The sequence below is a fragment of the Streptomyces sp. NPDC021224 genome (assembly GCF_044332905.1).
Lineage (GTDB): Bacteria > Actinomycetota > Actinomycetes > Streptomycetales > Streptomycetaceae > Actinacidiphila.
Map to the genome: position 1 here is coordinate 114,563 of NZ_JBIRPW010000007.1, position 17,613 is coordinate 132,175.

Genomic DNA, 17,613 nt, shown 5'->3' on the forward strand with positions numbered 1-17,613 from the left:
AGGCGCTCCGCCCTGCCGCACGGACGGGCGGCGGTGCCGCGAACCGTCCGCGGCCCGGCGTCCCCCCCCGACGCCGGACCCCCTATCGTCGTGCTCCGCACGCCCGTTCAGCAGGCCGCCGGTGCGCGGCGAATGTGCATTCAGCGCGAGGTCCGCGCCGCCGCCGTCTCGTTCCGGAACTGCCGGGGTGTCGTGCCGTACGTCCTTTTGAAGACCCGGCTGAACTCCGCCGCGCTGGAGAAGCCCCAGCGCGCGGCGAGGACACCGATCGGCAGCTCGCGCAGGGCGGGGGTGGCGAGGGCGGCGCGGCAGCGTTCCAGGCGGCGGCGCCGCACCGTGGCCATGACGCTCTCCGCCTCACTGCCGAACACCTGGTGCAGGGTGCGGACCGAGATGTGGTGGCGGGCGGCGATGACCCCCGGGGTGAGCCCGGGGTCGCCGAGGTTCGCCTCGATGAAGGCCTCGATCCTCGCCCTCAGGGTCCGGCTCCGGGTGTCGGCCGGGAGCAGGCCGGCCGCGTCGAGGTGCCCGGCGAGGAACGCGGCCGCCAGGTCGACGGCGATGGTGCCCAGGCGCAGGGTTTCGGCCACCGTCTGGTCCGCGACCTGGCCGAGGGCCGTGCCCATGAGCTGCCGCAGCAGGGATCCGGTGGCGCCGCGGGTCGGGACCGGCCTTGCGTGCAGCCGCTCCATCCGGTCACCGGGCAGCGGGAAGGAGGCCCTGGGCAGCTGGAGGACCGTGACGACGGAGCGCTCCGCGAGGTCCGGGAACACCGCCTCCAGCGGATAGGCCATGTCGAAGAAGACCAGCCCGCCACGGTCGACGGCCACGCTCGCGCGCTGCTGAGTCACCTGGATGGGGCTGCGGTGGACGAGTCCCAGCATGTAGGCCTCCGCGCCACCGCGCCGGATGTGCCGGGGCGTACGGGTGGCGTCCAGTGCGGGGAAGGAGAAGCGGGCCAGCTGCGCGGCGCCGAGATCGGTGTGCACGATCTCGGCGGGGAAGTCCCGCGCGTAGGGGCTGGCCATGGCGAGCGGCGCGAGCCGGTCCTGGATGACGTCGACGTACCAGCCGAAGCGGTCCTGGGCGGCGAGCGCGCTGTTCGACAGCGTGACCACGGACGGGGTGGTGGATGGCGTCACGCTGCCATGGTCGGGAAGCAGGTCCCGCCGGGGAAGCAGGTCTTCGGCCACGTCGGGGCCCGCGGGCCCCGCGGCGGCCGGGTCAGTGGAACTGCGGGACGAGCAGGTAGAGCCCGTAGGCCACCGCGGCGGCGCACACCGTGAAGCACGCTCCCGCCGCGACGTTGCGGGCGGGGCCGGCCGGACGGTCCGCCGCGCGCCCGGCCAGCGCGCGCACCCCCAGCGCGAACACCAGCACCACGCCGACGGTGGCGCCGAAGCTCACCACCGCGACCTCCGCGAGCGATCCCCATTTCACGTCCATGCGGTGCCTCCTGCTCCCCGGTCGGTGCCTGGTGCGGTCACGCCCCGGCCTCCGCGTCGGCCGGCGGGGTCGCGGCGGTGCCCGGCGCGTTGTTGACGTTCGCGGCGTGCACCGGGTTGCGGCGCGAGAGCAGGACGACGACGACGGCGACGACGGCCGCGGCCACCGCGATCAGCACCGTGCCCAGCGTGCCGCCGTGCACCACCGCGCCCGCCGCGACCGCGCCGACCCCGGCGGCGGCCGGCAGCGTCACCAGCCAGGCCAGCGCCATCCGCCCCGCCGTGTTCCAGTGCACCTCGGCGAGCCGGCGGCCGACTCCGGCGCCCAGGATGCCACCGGAGCACACCTGTGTGGTGGACAGCGCGAACCCGAGGCCGGCAGAGCTGAGGATGACCGTGGCGGACGTCGACTCGGCCGTGAACCCTTGCGGCGACTCGATCTCGACGAGCTGTCTGCCCATGGTGCGCATGATCCGCCAGCCGCCCACGTACGTGCCGCTCGCGATGGCCAGTCCCGCGGTCAGGATCACCCACGTCGGCGGGCCCGCGTCCTGGCCGAGTGCCCCGCAGGAGATGAGGGCGAGGGTGATGACGCCCATCGTCTTCTGCGCGTCGTTGGTGCCGTGCGCGAGCGAGACCAGCGAGGCGGAGGCGATCTGGCCGGACCTGAAGCCCCGTGAGACGCCGTCCTTCGGTGCGCGGGCGGTGACCCGGTACGCCAGGTACGTGGCGGCGAGGGCGGTCAGGCCCGCCACCACCGGGGAGGCGACGGCGGGGAGGACGATCTTCTCCAGCACCTTGTCGAAGTTCACCCCGCTGCGGCCCGCGCCCACCCACACCGCGCCGATCAGGCCGCCGAACAGCGCGTGCGAGGAGCTGGACGGCAGCCCGAGCAGCCACGTCGTCAGGTTCCACAGGATGGCGCCGACCAGCCCGGCGAAGATCATCCCCGGTGTGACCAGGGCGTCGTCCACGATCCCGCCCGAGATCGTCTTCGCCACCTCCGTGGACAGGAACGCCCCCGCCAGGTTCAGCACCCCGCTGATGCCGACGGCGACCTTGGGGCGCAGCGCGCCGGTCGCGACGGACGTCGCCATCGCGTTGGCGGTGTCGTGGAAGCCGTTGGTGAAGTCGAAGGCCAGGGCCGTGACGATGACCGTTCCCACGAGGAAGGTGATGTGGTCCATCCGCTCAGGTAAACAGGGCCGGGCGTCCGGCCGGGCGAAGGACACGGGATGCCGGACCGCCGCCCGGGACCTCCCCCGAACGCACCACGGGAGAACCGCGCCGGTGGAAGCCTCTGCGATGAACCCGGGACCGGACGGGCGCACGCGGCATCACCCCGGGTACGCCGAACCGCCGGGCGCGGCAGGTCGATTGTGCTGGGGTTCTCTGCGCAGGCCGGAGCTATCCGGCCGGCGGTGCCGGGGCGGCCGCCCCGCACCCGGCCGAACAGGTGTCCAGTTCGCGCGGTCCGCGGAGCACCGCGGTGTGCTCCGCCGGCCGCCCGGGGTTGCGGGGGCCACCGCCACCGCGGTCGGCATCGCCCTGCCGTACACCTTCGCCCCCAGGACCCAGACGCTGTCCGTCCAGGGGTCGGCCGACGGGGCGGTCTGGACGACGCTCGTCGGGCCCAGGACCTACCAGTGGGCCCCGAGCTGACCGCCTGACCGCCGTGCCCGCCCGCGGCGCCTCCGTTCGCTGATTACCGGCCCGGTGCGCGGGCCCGGAACCTCCCGGGGTTCCGGGCCCGCGCGCCCGCGCCGCGGGCGGTCCGTCAGCCGCGCGTTCCCGGAGCGCCGTCGTACAGAACGGGGTTGAGGGGGGTGGCGGGGACCTGGCCGACGGCGGCGCCGGGCATCCAGGCGCGGTCGCGCGCCTGGTGCGCGTTGACGGGCTCGGTGACCCTGATGTAGGCGTCCATGTAGATGACCGTCATGACACGGCGGGGCTGCGTACCGCCGTTCGGGCCGGCGTGGTGGAAGGTCCATCCGCGGTGGAAACCGGCGTCGCCGAGGGCGAACGGCTCGACGACGTCCTCGAAGTCCTGCTCGGCCAGGGCCCGCACGAGCTGCCGCTCGGACTCGTCGGAGATCGGCAGGTCGCGGCCGCGCGCGAAGTTGTGGCTGCCGCGCGCGAAGGCCAGCGGGCCCATCGCGAGGGGGGTCTCCTGGAGCGGCAGCCAGACGGTCACACAGCGGTCGGAGGACAGCGGCCAGTAGTACTGGTCGGCATGCCACGGGGTGATGCCGCCGCCCGGTTCCTTGTAGAGGGCCTGGTCGTGGTAGAGCCGGACGGCGTGCACTCCCAGCAGGGCCGCCGCGATACCGGCCAGCCGCCGGGAGAAGACCAGTCGCCTGACCCTCTCGTTCTCCCGCCACAGGTTGGTCACCTGGAGGAACGCCCTGCCGTAGGTGTCGCGTTCGCCCAGCGGCAGGTGCTGGGTGTTCAGCCGGATCACCTCCGCGGTGATCACCGGCTCGTAGCGTCCGACCGTCTCCGGCGAGAGCACACCGGACAGGTGCACGAAGCCGTCGCGGTTGAAGTCGGCGGCCGCGGTCGGCGGCAGGCCCGGATAGGGGACGTCCAGTTCGTCGGTCCCGGTTGCCGTGGTCACGGTCACTTCGGTGTCACTCCTTGCGTCCGGGGGTGGGGCGGGGATCACGGTCGCAGGCGGGGCACGGGTGCTGCCACGTCTGTGTTGCCCACTTCCGGTACTCAGTTGACACTTATCCGGCGGCGCTCATCCGGGCTACGCTCGCCCGCGTGAAGCCGCGCTACGAGCAGCCGCACTCCCCCGACGGCACGACGCTCCTCAGCTACCTCCGCCGGGAGGCGGCGTACGGCTTCGGCTGGCACTACCACCGCGAGTACGAACTCACCCTCGTCACCGAGGGCTCGGGCACCCGCTATGTGGGTACCACCGTCGAGCGCTACCGGCGGGGGGATCTCGTCCTGCTCGGCCCCGACCTGCCGCACACCTTCGTCTCGGACCCGGACGCCGGACCGGCCGGGGCGGCGGTGACGCAGTTCCGGCACGACTTCCTCGGCCCCGGCTTCTTCGCCCTGCCGCAGTTCCACGCTCTCGCGGACCTGCTGGCCCGTTCCGTCCGCGGCCTGCGCTTCGACGGTGCCGACGACGGGACGCGGGCGCTGCTGGCCGCGCTCCCGGCGGCGGAGGCCGCGGCGCAGACGGTGACGCTGCTGGACGTGCTGTGCCGGCTCGCCGCGGACTCCGCCCCCACCGCGATCACCGGCCCCGGCTACACCCCGGCCCCGGGCAGCGCGGTACGCAGCCGTATCGACGCGGTGTGCCGGCACCTCCAGCACACCCACACCGGCCCGGTGCACCAGGACGAGGTCGCCGCCCTGGTGCACATGTCCCCGACCTCCTTCAGCCGCTTCTTCCGCACCGCGATGGGCCGCACCTTCACCGACTACGTCAACCAGCTGCGCGTGGAGACCGCGTGCGCCCTCCTCACCACCACGTCCCTCCCGGTCACGACCGTCGCCACCCGCAGCGGCTACCGCAACCTGTCCAACTTCAACCGCCGCTTCCGCGAACTGAAAGGCCTGCGCCCGACCGAATACCGCGCGGCCCACCGCGAACCCCCGCCCACGTCCTCCGGCCCCCCCCGCTCACCGACCGCGGGCCGATCCCGCTCCGGCCGACGCAGCGTCAGTACTGGAGCGCATGATCGTGGTGTGACGGGTGCTTCCGTCGAATGATTGCAGTTCTTGCTGGATCTCCTCAAAACCTTGCGGAGCCGGGGGCGCCGGACCCAGGATGACCCGGCTGGTGTCGGGGCACGGCGGACAAGTCGAGGGGCGGCGGGCGATGGCTGGACCGGTACCGGGGGCGTTGCTGGGCGGGGTGCGGATGACCGACCGGGTCGTGGTGCCCTTCGAGGGGGCGGGGGCCGGGGTCGGCGGGCTGACCTGGGGACAGCGCAAGGTGTGGACGCTGATGGGGCAGGCGGGCACATCGATGAGCATGGGCGGGGCCGTGCCCGTCACCGACGGCCGTAACGTCGCCCACCTCGCGGCCGAACTGCGGTTCTTCCTCAGCCGCTACGCCTCGATGCGGGCCCGTGTCCGCACCGGCGCGGACGGCGATCCCGTGCAGGAGGTGTACGGCTCGGGCCGGGCCGAGCTGGGGATCCTCGACACCCCGGACGGCGGCGACCCGGACCGGGTCGCGCGGGAACTGGCCGAGCGGTGGGAGGCCACGCCGTTCGACCACGCCGAGGAGTGGCCGATCCGGATGGCGGCGGTGCGCAGCCACGGCCGGGTCACCCATGTGCTGGTGACGATCTCGCACATCGCCACCGACGGGGGCGGCATCGCCGTCATGCTCCGCGAACTGGCCGAGCGCGACCGGGGCACGGGCGGGGCGGAGGGACCGGCGCCCGCGATGGGTCCGCTGGAACTGGCCGCGCTCCAGCGGACACCGTCCGCCCGGCGGCAGAACGACATCTCGCTGCGCCACTGGGAGCGTCTGCTGCGCACGGCAGGACCCCGGCGGTTCGGCCCCCGTGTCGACCGCGGCGAACCGCGCTACCGGCTCGGCGTCTTCACCTCCCCCGCCCTGCACCTGGCCTCGAAGGCGGTGGCCGCCCGTACCGGTGACACGGCGTCCTCGGTGCTGCTCGCCGCGTACGCGGTCGCGGTGGCGCGGCTGACGGGCATCACCCCCGCCCTGATCCAGGTCGTCGTCAGCAACCGGTTCCGGCCGGGGCTGGCCGGGGTGTCCCACCCGCTCTCCGTGAACGGCCTGTTCATGGTCGATGTCGCCGACGCGTCCTTCGACGAGGTCGTGGCGCGCACCCGGCGGGCGCTGGCCGTGTGCTCGAAGCACGCCTACTACGACCCGGGCGCGCTGGACGACCTGCGTGCCCGCGTCGACCGGGAGCGCGGCGAATCCGTCGAGACCTCCTGCCTGTTCAACGACCGCAGGCTCGGCGCGGTCGCCGAACCGCCGGGCCGGGTGCCGCCCTCCCGGCAGGAGCTGGAGGCCGCGCGGGCGGGAAGCGCCCTGCGCTGGGGCAAGCCGTTCGACACGTACCTGGACACGCTGATGGTCCAGGTCGGGGCGGCCGAGGACACGGTGGAGCTGGAGATCCAGGTGGACACCCACCATGTGTCCGCGGACGGCGTGCACGCGCTGATGCTCGACCTGGAGGAGCTGGTCGTCACGGCGGCGCTCGACCCGGCCACCCCGACCGGTGTGCGGGCGGCGGTGCCGGTCAGCGATCTCTGAGCGGCCGTACGGCGTGGCCGGAGATCCACACCACCACACCGCCGTCGTTCTCGCGGATCGCGGCGATCAGCTCCTTCGCGCCCTCCACTCCCTGGTCCGCGAAGCCCTGGAGCTTGTCGATGTCGTCCTTGGTGAGATGGCACTCCTCGCTGTCGCGTCCGCCTCCGTCGTGCCCCCAGAGCCAGGGGGCGATCGCACGCTTGAGGGCGTCGGGCAGCTCGTGCCTCGGGCGGGGGCTGCCCGGCCGCCAGTACAACCTGCGGGGCATGGTGACCTTCCCGGTGCGTCGGGCGCCCGCCACACGCCTGCGGGGGCGCAGATCACGTTCGTCCGCTCAGCTTTCCAGACCTACGGCCCCCGGGTGGCGCACGGTCCCCGGCACGCCGTCTAGAACCGCCCCTGCCGCGGGGCCTCCACGCGCAGCAGCTCGACGTCGTGGGCGGGGAGGGAGGGCCGCCGGAGGAACACCAGCGTGACGGCCAGCTGCGTGGAGACGAAGGCGAAGCCGTTCTCCACAGCGAGTACCGTGATGTTGTGCGCCGACGACAGGTTGCGGTGCGGCACCAGGCCGTAGAGGAAGACGCGGCCGGGCACGAGTCCCTCGGGCAGGACGACGTCCTCGGGGGGCAGCAGCGTCCGCAGCTGCCATCCCCCGGCCACCGCCCGCTCGCTGAGGGACGCACAGTAGGCCTCGACGGCCTCCGCCACCGAGCCGGGCGGCGGGACCGCCGCCGACAGCCGGGGGGCGGGCGGGGCGTCGACGGGCAGGTGCAGGGGCACCACGCGGTCCGGCGCAGCGCCGCGTGCTCCAGGAAGTACGTGAGCAGGCCGCTGCCGGACAGTCCCGGGTCGGCGCGCAGCGGTTCGTGGGTGTCGCGCCGCGGCGTGTTCAGTTCGGCCATCGCCCGGTGCACCGTGTAGCTCGTCAGCTCACGCCCGGCCCACTTGAGCAGGAACCCGGCGGTGTCGTGCGCCAGCAGCAGCGCGACCGCGTCCTGGCTCCCCAACGCCCCGATCAGCGCGTCGCGGTAGAAGCTCACGGGGACGAACTCGCCCGCGTCGTCGAAGCCCTCCCGGATCCGGTGGGTGATCTGCCGGGTGAAGTCCAGCGCGTAGGCGGGTTCCCCCGGCGGGGGCCGCGGCGAGCACCGCGACCCGCACCTGACGCCCGGCCACGCCCTGCTGGTTGGCCGCCGCCGTGATCAGGCCGTTCACGTCGACCGAACTGTTCGCGTCCTCCGGCAGGGAGTTGCTCGCCATGTCCTGGCCCGGTGGACCGGGTCCGGGACCACCGCGTTCATGACGGGACGGCGGAAAGACGTGCGACCGCGGCCATCACCGGTTCGGCGACTTCCTCGCGCCGCAGGTAGGTGGTGGCCGGATGCGTCCACAGGGCCCGGGACGACAGCGGCACCGGCTCGGGCCGTACCCCGCCGGGGCCGGGCGCCACCAGGTCGGCGAGGCGGCGCCGGGGGGCGACGGGGTCGTCGCCGTCCCAGAGGTCCAGCCACCGCTCCACGGTCGGCGGCACCGCGGGGGGCCGGGGCGAAAGCCGCTGCCAGATCAGCGCGTTGGTCGCGAGGGGCGATCCGAGGGTGACGAAGAGCGGGACGGGACCCCCGTACTCGGCGAGGGCCTCCAGGGCCACCACGGAGCCGAGGGAGTGTCCGACGACGATCGCCGGCCGCCGGGGATCCAGGACGTCGAGCACCCGGGCCCTGATCCGCGCGTCCAGCGTCGTCGTCCGGCCGTCCGGACCGGGTCGTTCCTCGCCGCGGCGCAGATAGCGTCCGGGCTGGGACAGGATCCCGAGGGCCCGGGCGGCGCTGGCCCGCTGCACGCCGGTCTGCACCCCGGGTAAGCGGGCGAGTTTCGCGCACACCGCCGCGGCCCGGCGGACCACGCCGCCCACTCCCTCGTGCTCCAGGGGCCGCCCGGCCGGGTCCACCGGCTCCGGTTCCGCCTGGACCCGCAGCCGGGCGAGCGCGGCGGCCTGACCGGGCTCGGACGGGACCGGTAACGCGTCGATGACCTCGCACACGACGGCGAGGGTGAGCCGCGCGAGCTCCTCGTCCTGCTCCGGCCCATCGGGGCCCTGCTCGTGGCGGCCGGATCCGAAGAGGTCGCCGTAGTGGGCGAAGGCGGTGTCCACCGCCCAGTCCATCGTCAGACCCGACACGGCGTCCGCGTACCCGGCCTTCCTCGCGCCCTCGGCCAGCGCGCTCTTCCAGCTGTGCCGCTCCTCGTCCACCTCGCGCGGCCCGCCGATGCCGTGGACCAGCACCAGCTGCGGTTTGCCCGTCGTCCCCACGACCGTCCTCCCCCTGCCCCCGCCCTGTGCCCGACGGCCGCGGAGGCCGTCCTCGTAAGAGCGATGAAACCGTACCAACGTGCGCATCACGCGGTGCGGTAATCGGGTCACATTCACGGACAACCCACGGCCGATCCCCCACGGTCCGCCGCACCGTCCGACGGCGCCGCTCGCGCCGCCCGCCCGGAAGCGGCGCGGCCGGGGCCCGGCACGGCCGTCTTGACGGCGCTCGCGGTTCCCCCGAAGCTTTCGTGGGAGCGCTCCCATCTCCACTTCCACCCCAGAAGGAGCACCCCGTGATCCCCCACTCACTCCGCTCCCACCCGCCGAGACCGCGCGGGCGGGCCCGGCGGCTGCGTTCCCGCGTCCTCGGGACGCTGGCCGTGGCCGGTCTCCTCGGCGCCGCGCTGGCCGCCCCGGCAGGCGCCGCGACCGGCGCCGGCGACGAGGCGCCGGAGCAGATCCGCAACGGCGACTTCTCCGGCGGCACCACCGCACCCTGGTGGTGGACGGACAACAACCCGGCCTCCGTGGTGGACGGCCGGCTCTGCGCCGACATCCCCGCGGGCACGACCAACCCGTGGGACGCCATCATCGGGCAGAACGACCTGCCCCTCCTGGCCGGTGAGAGCTACACGCTCAGCTACACCGCGACCGCCTCCGTACCGGTCACGATCACCACCAACGTGCAGATGGCCGTCGACCCGTACACGACCGAGCTGTCCGAGCACGACCAGCTCACCGACGCCGCGGTGCCGATCGTCCACACCTTCACCGCCCGCACGGACAACGACGCCGCGCAGCTCGCCTTCCAGGTCGGCGGCAGCTCCAAGGCGTTCACCCTGTGCCTCGACGACATCTCCCTGCGCGGCGGCGCGGAACCCCCCGTCTACACGCCCGACACCGGCTCCCCGGTCCGGGTCAACCAGGTCGGCTACCTGCCCGGCGGGCCCAAGGACGGCACCTTCGTCACCGAGGCGACCGACCCGCAGACCTGGACGCTGAAGAACGCGGCCGGGACCGCCGTCGCCACCGGTGCCACCGTGCCCGGCGGCACCGACCCGACCTCCGGCCAGAACGTCCAGACGTTCGACTTCAGCGGCTACACCACCACGGGCGACGGCTACACCGTCACCATCGGCGACCGGACGAGCGAGCCGTTCACCATCGCCGACGACGTCTACGCCGCGCTGCGGACCGACTCGCTCGCCTACTACTACGACCAGCGCAGCGGTATCGCGATCGACGGCTCGATCGCCGGAGCCGCCTACGCCCGCCCCGCCGGGCACCTGAACGTCGCCCCCAACACGGGTGACAACGGCGTGCCCTGCCAGCCGGGTGTGTGCGACTACACCCTGGACGCCGCGGGCGGCTGGTACGACGCGGGCGACCAGGGCAAGTACGTGGTCAACGGCGGCATCGCGGTCTCCGAGCTGATGAACGCCTACGAGCGCACGCTGACCGCCCACGGCGCCGACGGCGCGCCGCTCGGCGACGGCAAGCTGAAGGTGCCCGAGCACGGCAACGGCGTGCCGGACATCCTCGACGAGGCCCGCTGGGAACTGAACTTCCTGATGGAGATGCAGGTCCCCGACGGTCAGCAGCTGGCCGGCATGGCCCACCACAAGCTGCACGACCAGGCCTGGACCGGTCTCCCGCAGGCGCCGGACAAGGACGCGCAGCCGCGCCGGCTCCACCCGCCGTCCACCGCGGCCACCCTCAACCTGGCCGCGGCCGGTGCCCAGTGCGCCCGGCTGTTCCAGCCCTACGACGCGGCCTTCGCCGACCGCTGCCTCACCGCGTCGCAGAAGGCGTGGACCGCGGCCCTGGCCCACCCGGACCTCTACGCCGACCCGAACGACGCCACCGGCGGCGGCGCCTACAGCGACGACAACGTCACCGACGAGTTCTACTGGGCCGCGGCGGAGCTGTTCATCACCACCGGCGACGACACCTACCGCCAGGCGGTCCTCGACTCCCCGCTGCACGGCGACACCGCCGCGGTCTTCCCGCCCGACGGGTTCTCCTGGGGCTCCACCGCGGCGCTCGGCGCCCTGGACCTGGCCACCGTGCCCAGCAAGCTGACGGCCGACCAGCTCGCGGGCGTGCGCGCCATGGTGACGCAGGCCGCCGACGGCTACGCCCGGGACTCCCGCGACGCGCTCTACGGCCTGCCGTACGCGCCCGCGGGCAACCACTACGTGTGGGGGTCCAACAGCCAGGTCCTCAACAACGCGGTCGTGCTCGGCGTCGCCGCCGACCTGACCGGCGACACGGCCTACCGCGACGCGGTCGTGCACGCCCTCGACTACGTCCTGGGCCGCAACCCGCTCAACCAGTCGTACGTCACCGGTTTCGGCGAGCGCAACTCGCACAACCAGCACAGCCGCATCTGGGCACACGAACTCGACGCGGACCTGCCCAACCCGCCCGCGGGCACCCTGGCCGGAGGCCCGGACAACGCGCTGGAGGACCCCACCGCGCAGAGCAAGCTGACCGGCTGCGCACCGGCCATGTGCTACATCGACGACATCGAGTCGTACTCCACCAACGAGAGCGCCATCAACTGGAACGCGCCGCTGGCCTGGGTCGCCTCCTACGCCGACGACCTCGGCATCGCCGGGGAGGGCGGCGGTACGGCGCCCTGCCAGGTCACGTACACCTCGTACCGGTGGAGCGGCGGCTTCACCACCCTGGTGACGCTTCGGAACACCGGCACCGCGCCGCTGTCCCCGTGGAAGCTGACGTGGTCCTTCGCCGACGACCAGCGGATCACCGACCGCTGGCAGGCGGAGATCTCCCAGAACGGACGGGACGTCACGGCGGGGCCGGTGAGCTGGAACGCCACCCTGGCACCCGGCGCGTCGGCCGGTTTCGGCTTCAACGGCACATCGAGCGGCCAGGTGAGCGATCCGAAGGCGTTCACGGTGAACGGCCGTACCTGCGCCACAACCGGGTGACAAGCGGGCGCCGCTGAGCGCCCCCGTCCCCGGCGCCCGTCCCGGTCCGTGCGTGGGCGTCGGGGGCAACTCGGGGGACAGCCCGCGCGCCACCCGGCGCGCGGGCTAAAATCCCAGCGGACGGGTCCGGGGCCATGGCCTCCCGCACCACCGGGGTCCGGGGTCCGGGGTCCGGGGCGCGGGACCGCGCGGTACCGGCGGAGCGCCTTCGGCGCCGGCACGAGAGGCGAGGCTCCCTTGCGCGACCACGAGAACACCCGCGACGCGGGAGTCCGCGCCCCACGCGGCGCACGTACCGCCCGCACCGCGGCCGCCGGGCCGGCGCGCCCGGTGCGGCGCGGTCCGCTGGGCCTCCAGGCCACGGCCGGCAACGCCGCGGTGGTCCAGATGCTCCGCCGGACGGGCGGGGACAGGAGCCTGCGGGACGAGGAGGACACGGCCGAGGCCGACCGTGTCCTGACCCCGCCCGCGCGGACACTGGCGACGGCGGAGACGCGCGGGACGGCGGAGACGTCCGGCGGCGAGGTGCTCCAGCGCGTCTCGACCCGGGGCGCCACCGGGAGTCTGCCGCTGCCCGCGTGGGACCGGCACCCTCCGGTGTGGACCGCCGCCGTCTTCGGCGCGGCGGGCAACGGCGGCCCGCTCCAGCGGATGGGCGGCACGAGCGTCACGGTGACCCTGGGCCCGAGCGTCAACGCGCCCGCGTTCTCGTACGGCGGCTCACGCCCCGGCGCCACCGAGTGCACCCTGGTCAACGAACTGAACGCCCGGGACGGCAGCGGCTGGATCAAGGGCCACCTGTGGAACGACAACCTGGGCGGCCACGGGGTGTCGCAGAACCTGACGCCCATGACCGACAGCACGAACCAGAACTTCAACCACCAGTTCGAGGAACCGCTCAAGCGGATGCTCCTGAAGTGCACCAACCACGCGCAGCAGAACCCCAACTCGCCCTTCTGGTACGGGGTCACCTTCACCGTCAGCACGTACGGCAGGATGTCCACCGACGCGACCACGCTGGAGTACCTCGTCCCCGAGGGGGTCGAGTACACGGCGAGCTATGTGCAGATGGACAGGACGACGAACGCCGTCGCCCCCGTCGCCGCCGCCCCGCAGGGTTTCCCGGCGGTGATCAGCTAGGCGCGGGACCGCGGGGCCGGCGGGGGCGGGGCCGTGGAGCCGCGGGGGACCAGGATGGGGACCTGGGCGGCGTGGGAGACGGCCTCGCGGTGCGTCATCACGTCGAAGAGCGTCTCGGTGACGTCGGCCCCGAAGGAGAAGATGTCGTGCTGCATGGCCGAGAGCGTGGGCCGGGTCAGCTGGCACAGCTGGGAGTCGTCCCAGGCCAGCACCGACAGGTCCTGCGGCACGGACAGGCCGAACTCGGCGATGACGCCGAGTGCGGTGACGGCCATGATGTCGTTGTCGAACACGATCGCCGTGGGGCGCTCGGGTGACAGCAGCAGCGTGCGGCAGGCGCGGCTGCCCTGGTCGGCGGAGAAGTCGGCGACCACGGTGCGCGCGGTCAGACCGAGCTGCTGCGCGGTCTCGGCGAACGCCTTGGTGCGGATGGCGCTGTGGCCGAGTTCGGCGGGGCCGCTGACCCGGGCGATGGTGCGGTGGCCGAGGGCGGCCAGGTACTGCACGGCCTCCGCGGTCGCGGCGGCGTCGTCGGTCCACACCGAGGCGAACGGACCGGCGAGCGAGGGGTGCCCGACGACGACGGCCGGCAGGCCGATCTCCGCCAGCACCGGGATACGCGGGTCGTCCGTCCGCAGGTCGACGAGGATCGACCCGTTGACCCGGTTGCCCTGCCACCACCCGCGCTGGACCTCGATCTCCTCCTCGGGCTCCACCAGGCGGAGCAGCAGGGAGCACGAGTGCCGTGACAGCACGCTCTCGATGCCGGAGATGAACTCCATGTAGAACGGCTCCAGGCCGAGCATGCGGGCCGGGCGGGCGATCGCCAGGCCGACGGTGTGCATCGCGCGTCCCGACAGCGACTGCGCCGCCTGGTTCGGGCTCCACCCCAGCTCGCGGGCCGCCTGGAGGATGCGCTCCTTGGTCTTCGAGGACACGCCCGGCTTGTCGTGCACGGCGATGGTGACCGCGGACGGGGACACCCCCGCGAGTTTCGCCACGTCCTTGATCGTGGCCTTGCGACCCTCCTCCGACGCTGTCGTGCGAGCCACCAGGATGTCCACCTTCAGATCGTTGCCGGAAATACCGGGCCGCGAACCCGGGTAGAGCGCGCGAGTACCTGCGGTCCCCACCCGGCTCGGCCCGATACAACGCCCCTCACTTTAGCCTTTGACCGTTCGGAGCACCATGTCCCCCGGGACGGGCCGCCCGCGGTGGGAGCGCCGGGCGGCCGACGTCGCACCCGAAGGCTACTCGAACGTTTTATGGACAGCTGTCCCCGGCCGCCCTAGGGTGAGGGCGCCTCGCCGACACCGCGGCCACCGGCCGGTCGGCTCTTCCGGACGAGCAACGAGAACCGAGGGACCGCCGTGCCTGAACTCCCGCGTCTGTCCGACCGCGACGCCGCCGCCCTTCCGGTACCGGCGCGCGCCGGCCTGCTGCCGCCCGGATTCCGCTTCGGGGTGGCCACGTCCGCCTACCAGATCGAGGGGGCGGTGGACGCCGACGGGCGCACCGACTCGATCTGGGACACCTTCTGCCGGACACCGGGCGCGGTGACCGGCGGCGACACCGGACGGGTCGCCTGCGACCACTACCGGCTGATGCCGCAGGACGTGGACCTGATGGCCGGTCTCGGCGTGGACACCTACCGCTTCTCGATCTCCTGGCCGCGCGTCCAGCCGGGCGGGCGCGGACCGGCCAACGCGGCCGGGCTGGCCTTCTACGACCGCCTGGTGGACCGCCTGCTGGAGCAGGGCGTGGACCCGTGGGTGACGCTCTACCACTGGGACCTGCCCCAGGAGCTGGAGGACGCGGGCGGCTGGCCGCACCGCGACACCGCCCACCGCTTCGCGGACTACGCCGAGCTGGTCTTCGACCGGCTCGGCGACCGGGTGACGTCCTGGACCACGCTGAACGAGCCGTGGTGCGTCGCGACGTACGGGTACGCCGACGGCATGCACGCCCCCGGCCGCCGCGACCGGTCCGCGGCCATGCACGCCGTGCACCACCTGCTGCTGGGGCACGGCGAGGCGGTGCGCCGGATGCGGGCGCGCGGCGGCCCGGAGCACTCCTTCGGCCTGACGCTCAACCTGACGCCCACGCTGCCCGCCACGCAGGACCCGCGGGACGTCGCCGCCGCCCGCCGCGCGGACGGCTTCGGCATCCGCATGTACCTCGACCCGCTGCTGCTGGGCCGCTACCCCGAGGACGTCGTCGCGGCCCTGCGGGAGGAGGGCATCACGCTGCCGGTCCGCGACGGCGACGCGGCGGTCGTCGCCACCGCGCTGGACGTCCTCGGCGTCAACTACTACTTCAGCGAACGGGTGCGCGCCGACGGTGTCCCCGTCCGCGAGGGCGGCACGACGGCGCTGGGGTGGCCGATCACCCCGGAGGGGCTGACCGACCTGCTGCTGCGGGTGCACCGGGAGTATCCGGCGGTGCCGCTGGTGATCACCGAGAACGGGGGCGCCTTCCCCGACACGCTGCGGGACCCGGCGGGCGGCCGGGTCCAGGACACCGACCGCGTGGCGTTCCTGTCGGCGCACATCGACGCCGTCGCGGCCGCCTGCGCCGAGGGCGCCGACGTGCGCGGGTACTTCCCCTGGACGCTGCTGGACAACTTCGAGTGGGCGCACGGCTACGGCCCCACGTTCGGCCTGGTCTCGGTGGACCGGGAGAGCATGGAGCGCACCCCCAAGCTCAGCGCCCTGTGGTTCGCGCGCTTCCTGCACGGCCGGGCGGAGGCGGCCCGGACCGCGACCGGGCGCGCCCGCTGACCGTGGTGACCGTGCGCACCCCGTTCGGCAGCGTGCGGGGCAGGACCGTGCGCGGCCCGTACGGGGAGGCCGAGGAGTATCTCGGCGTCCCCTACGCCGGGATCGGGGGCCGCTTCACCGCGCCGGGCCCGCCTCCCGGCTGGACCGGCACGCGGGACGCGCTCGCCCACGGCCCGGCGTGCCCGCAGGAGCCGTCCGGTACGGCCGGGCTACGCACCGACGAGCGGGGCTGCCTGCACATGAACGTGTGGCGGCCCGCGTCCGGCCCGGGAGACGCCGGTCCGCTGCCGGTCATGGTGTGGATCCACGGGGGCGCCCACCTCTACGGGCACAACGCGAACCCCGTCACCCGCGGGGCCCGCCTCGCCGCGCGGTACGGCGTCGTCGTCGCGGCGCCCAACTACCGGCTGGGCGCGCTGGGCCACCTGACGCTCGACCACCTGCTGGGCCCGGACTACGCGGACGCGTCGAACGCGGCCCTGCTGGACCTGGCCGCCGCGCTGCGGTGGGTCCGGCGGGCGGCGCCCGCGTTCGGCGGCGACCCCGGCAACGTCACCGTGTTCGGGCAGTCGGCGGGCGGCGCGAACGTCGCGGCCCTGATGGCGATGCCCGCGGCCCGCGGCCTGTTCCGGCGCGCGATCGTCGAGAGCGGCAGCGCCGACCGGGCCCAGGACCCGGAGTACGGCCGGCAGCGCACCGCCGACCTGCTGCGGCTGTGCGGGCTGACCGAGCCGCGTGCCGGGGAGCTGCTCGCGCTGCCCGTCGGGCGGCTGGTGGCAGCGCAGCAGCTCCTGGTCCGCCGCCGTACCCGGCACCGGCCGGGCCCCGGTGTCGTCTTCCAGCCGACGCGGGACGGGCGGATCCTCCCCGCCGTCCCGGTCGACGCCGTCGCGGCCGGGAGTTCCTCGGACGTCGACCTCGTGGTCGGGACCAACCTCAACGAGGCCTCCGGCTACGCCCCGCTGGACGCGCGTGGGGCGGAGATCCGCCAGGATCTGCCGGCGCTGCTGGCCCCCGCGGACTTCCCGCACGTCCACGACCTCGCGGGCCGGCTGCCCGGACGCCTCGGCCGCCTCCTCGGCAGGCCCGCCGGGGCGGCCGAGACCGTCGAGGCGTATCTCGCCGAGCAGCTCTACCGCGAACCGTCGAACCGGCTGCTGGACGCCCGCCGCACGGCCCGCGGCCGCACCTACGCCTACCTGTTCACCTGGGCCGCCCCCCACGCCCGCGAACGGCGCGGCGCGCACCACGGCCTGGAGGCACCTTTCGTGTTCCAGACCCAGGACCTTCCCGGGGCCCGCGCGGAGACCGGGGCGGCCCCTCCGGCGGACCTCGCCGCGGCGCTCGGCGCCTACTGGACCGGTTTCGCCCGCACCGGGGTCCCCGGCGGGGAGGGACTGCCGGTGTGGCGCCCGTACACCCCTCCCGCGCGTGCGACCGCCGTCCTCGACACCCCCGTGCGGATCGCCGACGACCCGCTGTGTCCGTTGCGCGAACTGCTGGAGCGTCGCTGAACCGCAGACGCCGGGAAAGCGGAATCGGATGTTCTCCGCGGCCGCCGCGCAATTGCGCTCCGGGCCCGCCCGCGGTTCCCCGACCCGATGTCAGGACAGTTCCGGAACCGGCCGCCCCGGGGTAGATTCATGGGGAACGCCTGACGCGTTCACCCGTGCCCCGAACAATGCCGCAGCCTATTTCGCGCAATTGCGCTCGCGTC

Annotated in this window: 15 protein-coding genes; 7 read left to right on the forward strand and 8 right to left on the reverse strand. The window is 74.0% G+C overall.

The genetic code is table 11. From position 1 onward, the window contains the following. Positions 1-140: 140 nt before the first annotated feature. From ACH4PY_RS19280 to ACH4PY_RS19290, 3 genes are all read right to left on the reverse strand, one after another. The gene (locus ACH4PY_RS19280; protein ID WP_398183766.1) at positions 141-1,142 is read right to left on the reverse strand and encodes a helix-turn-helix domain-containing protein; all 1,002 of its coding nucleotides are present in this window, start codon (positions 1,140-1,142) and stop codon (positions 141-143) included. A gap of 82 nt (positions 1,143-1,224) precedes the next feature. Next, positions 1,225-1,446, reverse strand: coding sequence for a hypothetical protein (locus ACH4PY_RS19285; RefSeq protein ID WP_398183769.1), 222 nt, complete (start codon positions 1,444-1,446; stop codon positions 1,225-1,227). Between the two features lie 37 nt (positions 1,447-1,483). Beyond that, positions 1,484-2,632, reverse strand: a complete 1,149-nt coding sequence (locus ACH4PY_RS19290; RefSeq protein WP_398183772.1) for an anion permease — start codon at positions 2,630-2,632, stop codon at positions 1,484-1,486. Between the two features lie 304 nt (positions 2,633-2,936). On the opposite strand from ACH4PY_RS19290, the gene ACH4PY_RS19295 reads away from it, so the two are divergent. Further along, positions 2,937-3,107 (forward strand): hypothetical protein, encoded by a 171-nt coding sequence (locus ACH4PY_RS19295; RefSeq protein WP_398183775.1) that lies wholly within the window; start codon positions 2,937-2,939, stop codon positions 3,105-3,107. Positions 3,108-3,222: 115 nt separating this feature from the next. Here the strand turns inward: ACH4PY_RS19295 and ACH4PY_RS19300 are convergent, their stop codons facing one another. Beyond that, positions 3,223-4,068 (reverse strand): phytanoyl-CoA dioxygenase family protein, encoded by an 846-nt coding sequence (locus tag ACH4PY_RS19300; protein ID WP_398183778.1) that lies wholly within the window; start codon positions 4,066-4,068, stop codon positions 3,223-3,225. A 143-nt stretch (positions 4,069-4,211) separates the two neighbouring features. On the opposite strand from ACH4PY_RS19300, the gene ACH4PY_RS19305 reads away from it, so the two are divergent. Together ACH4PY_RS19305 and ACH4PY_RS19310 are read left to right on the forward strand one after the other, a co-directional pair. Further along, positions 4,212-5,174 (forward strand): AraC family transcriptional regulator, encoded by a 963-nt coding sequence (locus ACH4PY_RS19305; RefSeq protein WP_398183781.1) that lies wholly within the window; start codon positions 4,212-4,214, stop codon positions 5,172-5,174. A gap of 109 nt (positions 5,175-5,283) precedes the next feature. Continuing rightward, the gene (locus ACH4PY_RS19310; RefSeq protein ID WP_398183783.1) at positions 5,284-6,705 is read left to right on the forward strand and encodes a condensation domain-containing protein; all 1,422 of its coding nucleotides are present in this window, start codon (positions 5,284-5,286) and stop codon (positions 6,703-6,705) included. On the opposite strand, the gene ACH4PY_RS19315 is transcribed toward ACH4PY_RS19310, so the two are convergent. The 3 genes from ACH4PY_RS19315 to ACH4PY_RS19325 form a co-directional block, all read right to left on the reverse strand. Then, positions 6,692-6,973, reverse strand: a complete 282-nt coding sequence (locus tag ACH4PY_RS19315; RefSeq protein ID WP_398183786.1) for a hypothetical protein — start codon at positions 6,971-6,973, stop codon at positions 6,692-6,694. The two genes, ACH4PY_RS19310 and ACH4PY_RS19315, sit on opposite strands and share 14 nt — an antisense overlap. Positions 6,974-7,092: 119 nt before the next feature. Continuing rightward, a complete protein-coding gene (locus tag ACH4PY_RS19320; protein ID WP_398183789.1) occupies positions 7,093-7,488 on the reverse strand; it encodes a hypothetical protein in 396 nt (131 codons plus the stop codon). Positions 7,489-8,002: 514 nt separating this feature from the next. Continuing rightward, positions 8,003-9,016 (reverse strand): hypothetical protein, encoded by a 1,014-nt coding sequence (locus tag ACH4PY_RS19325; RefSeq protein WP_398183792.1) that lies wholly within the window; start codon positions 9,014-9,016, stop codon positions 8,003-8,005. Positions 9,017-9,369: 353 nt separating this feature from the next. Here ACH4PY_RS19325 and ACH4PY_RS19330 point away from each other — a divergent pair, with 353 nt between their 5' ends. Continuing rightward, entirely contained in the window at positions 9,370-11,976 is a 2,607-nt protein-coding gene (locus tag ACH4PY_RS19330; protein WP_398184644.1) for a glycoside hydrolase family 9 protein, read from the forward strand. A 237-nt stretch (positions 11,977-12,213) separates the two neighbouring features. Next, complete coding sequence (locus ACH4PY_RS19335) at positions 12,214-13,116, forward strand: hypothetical protein (protein WP_398183794.1); 903 nt, start codon at positions 12,214-12,216, stop codon at positions 13,114-13,116. Here the strand turns inward: ACH4PY_RS19335 and ACH4PY_RS19340 are convergent. Continuing rightward, complete coding sequence (locus ACH4PY_RS19340) at positions 13,113-14,168, reverse strand: LacI family DNA-binding transcriptional regulator (RefSeq protein WP_398183797.1); 1,056 nt, start codon at positions 14,166-14,168, stop codon at positions 13,113-13,115. The two genes, ACH4PY_RS19335 and ACH4PY_RS19340, sit on opposite strands and share 4 nt — an antisense overlap. Before the next feature lie 336 nt (positions 14,169-14,504). Here ACH4PY_RS19340 and ACH4PY_RS19345 point away from each other — a divergent pair, with 336 nt between their 5' ends. After that, positions 14,505-15,896 carry a GH1 family beta-glucosidase gene (locus ACH4PY_RS19345; RefSeq protein WP_398184646.1) on the forward strand — a complete coding sequence of 464 codons (1,392 nt, stop codon included), beginning with the start codon at positions 14,505-14,507 and terminating at the stop codon, positions 15,894-15,896. An 11-nt stretch (positions 15,897-15,907) separates the two neighbouring features. Then, positions 15,908-17,410, forward strand: coding sequence for a carboxylesterase/lipase family protein (locus tag ACH4PY_RS19350; RefSeq protein ID WP_398183800.1), 1,503 nt, complete (start codon positions 15,908-15,910; stop codon positions 17,408-17,410). The last annotated feature ends 203 nt before the right edge of the window (positions 17,411-17,613 follow it).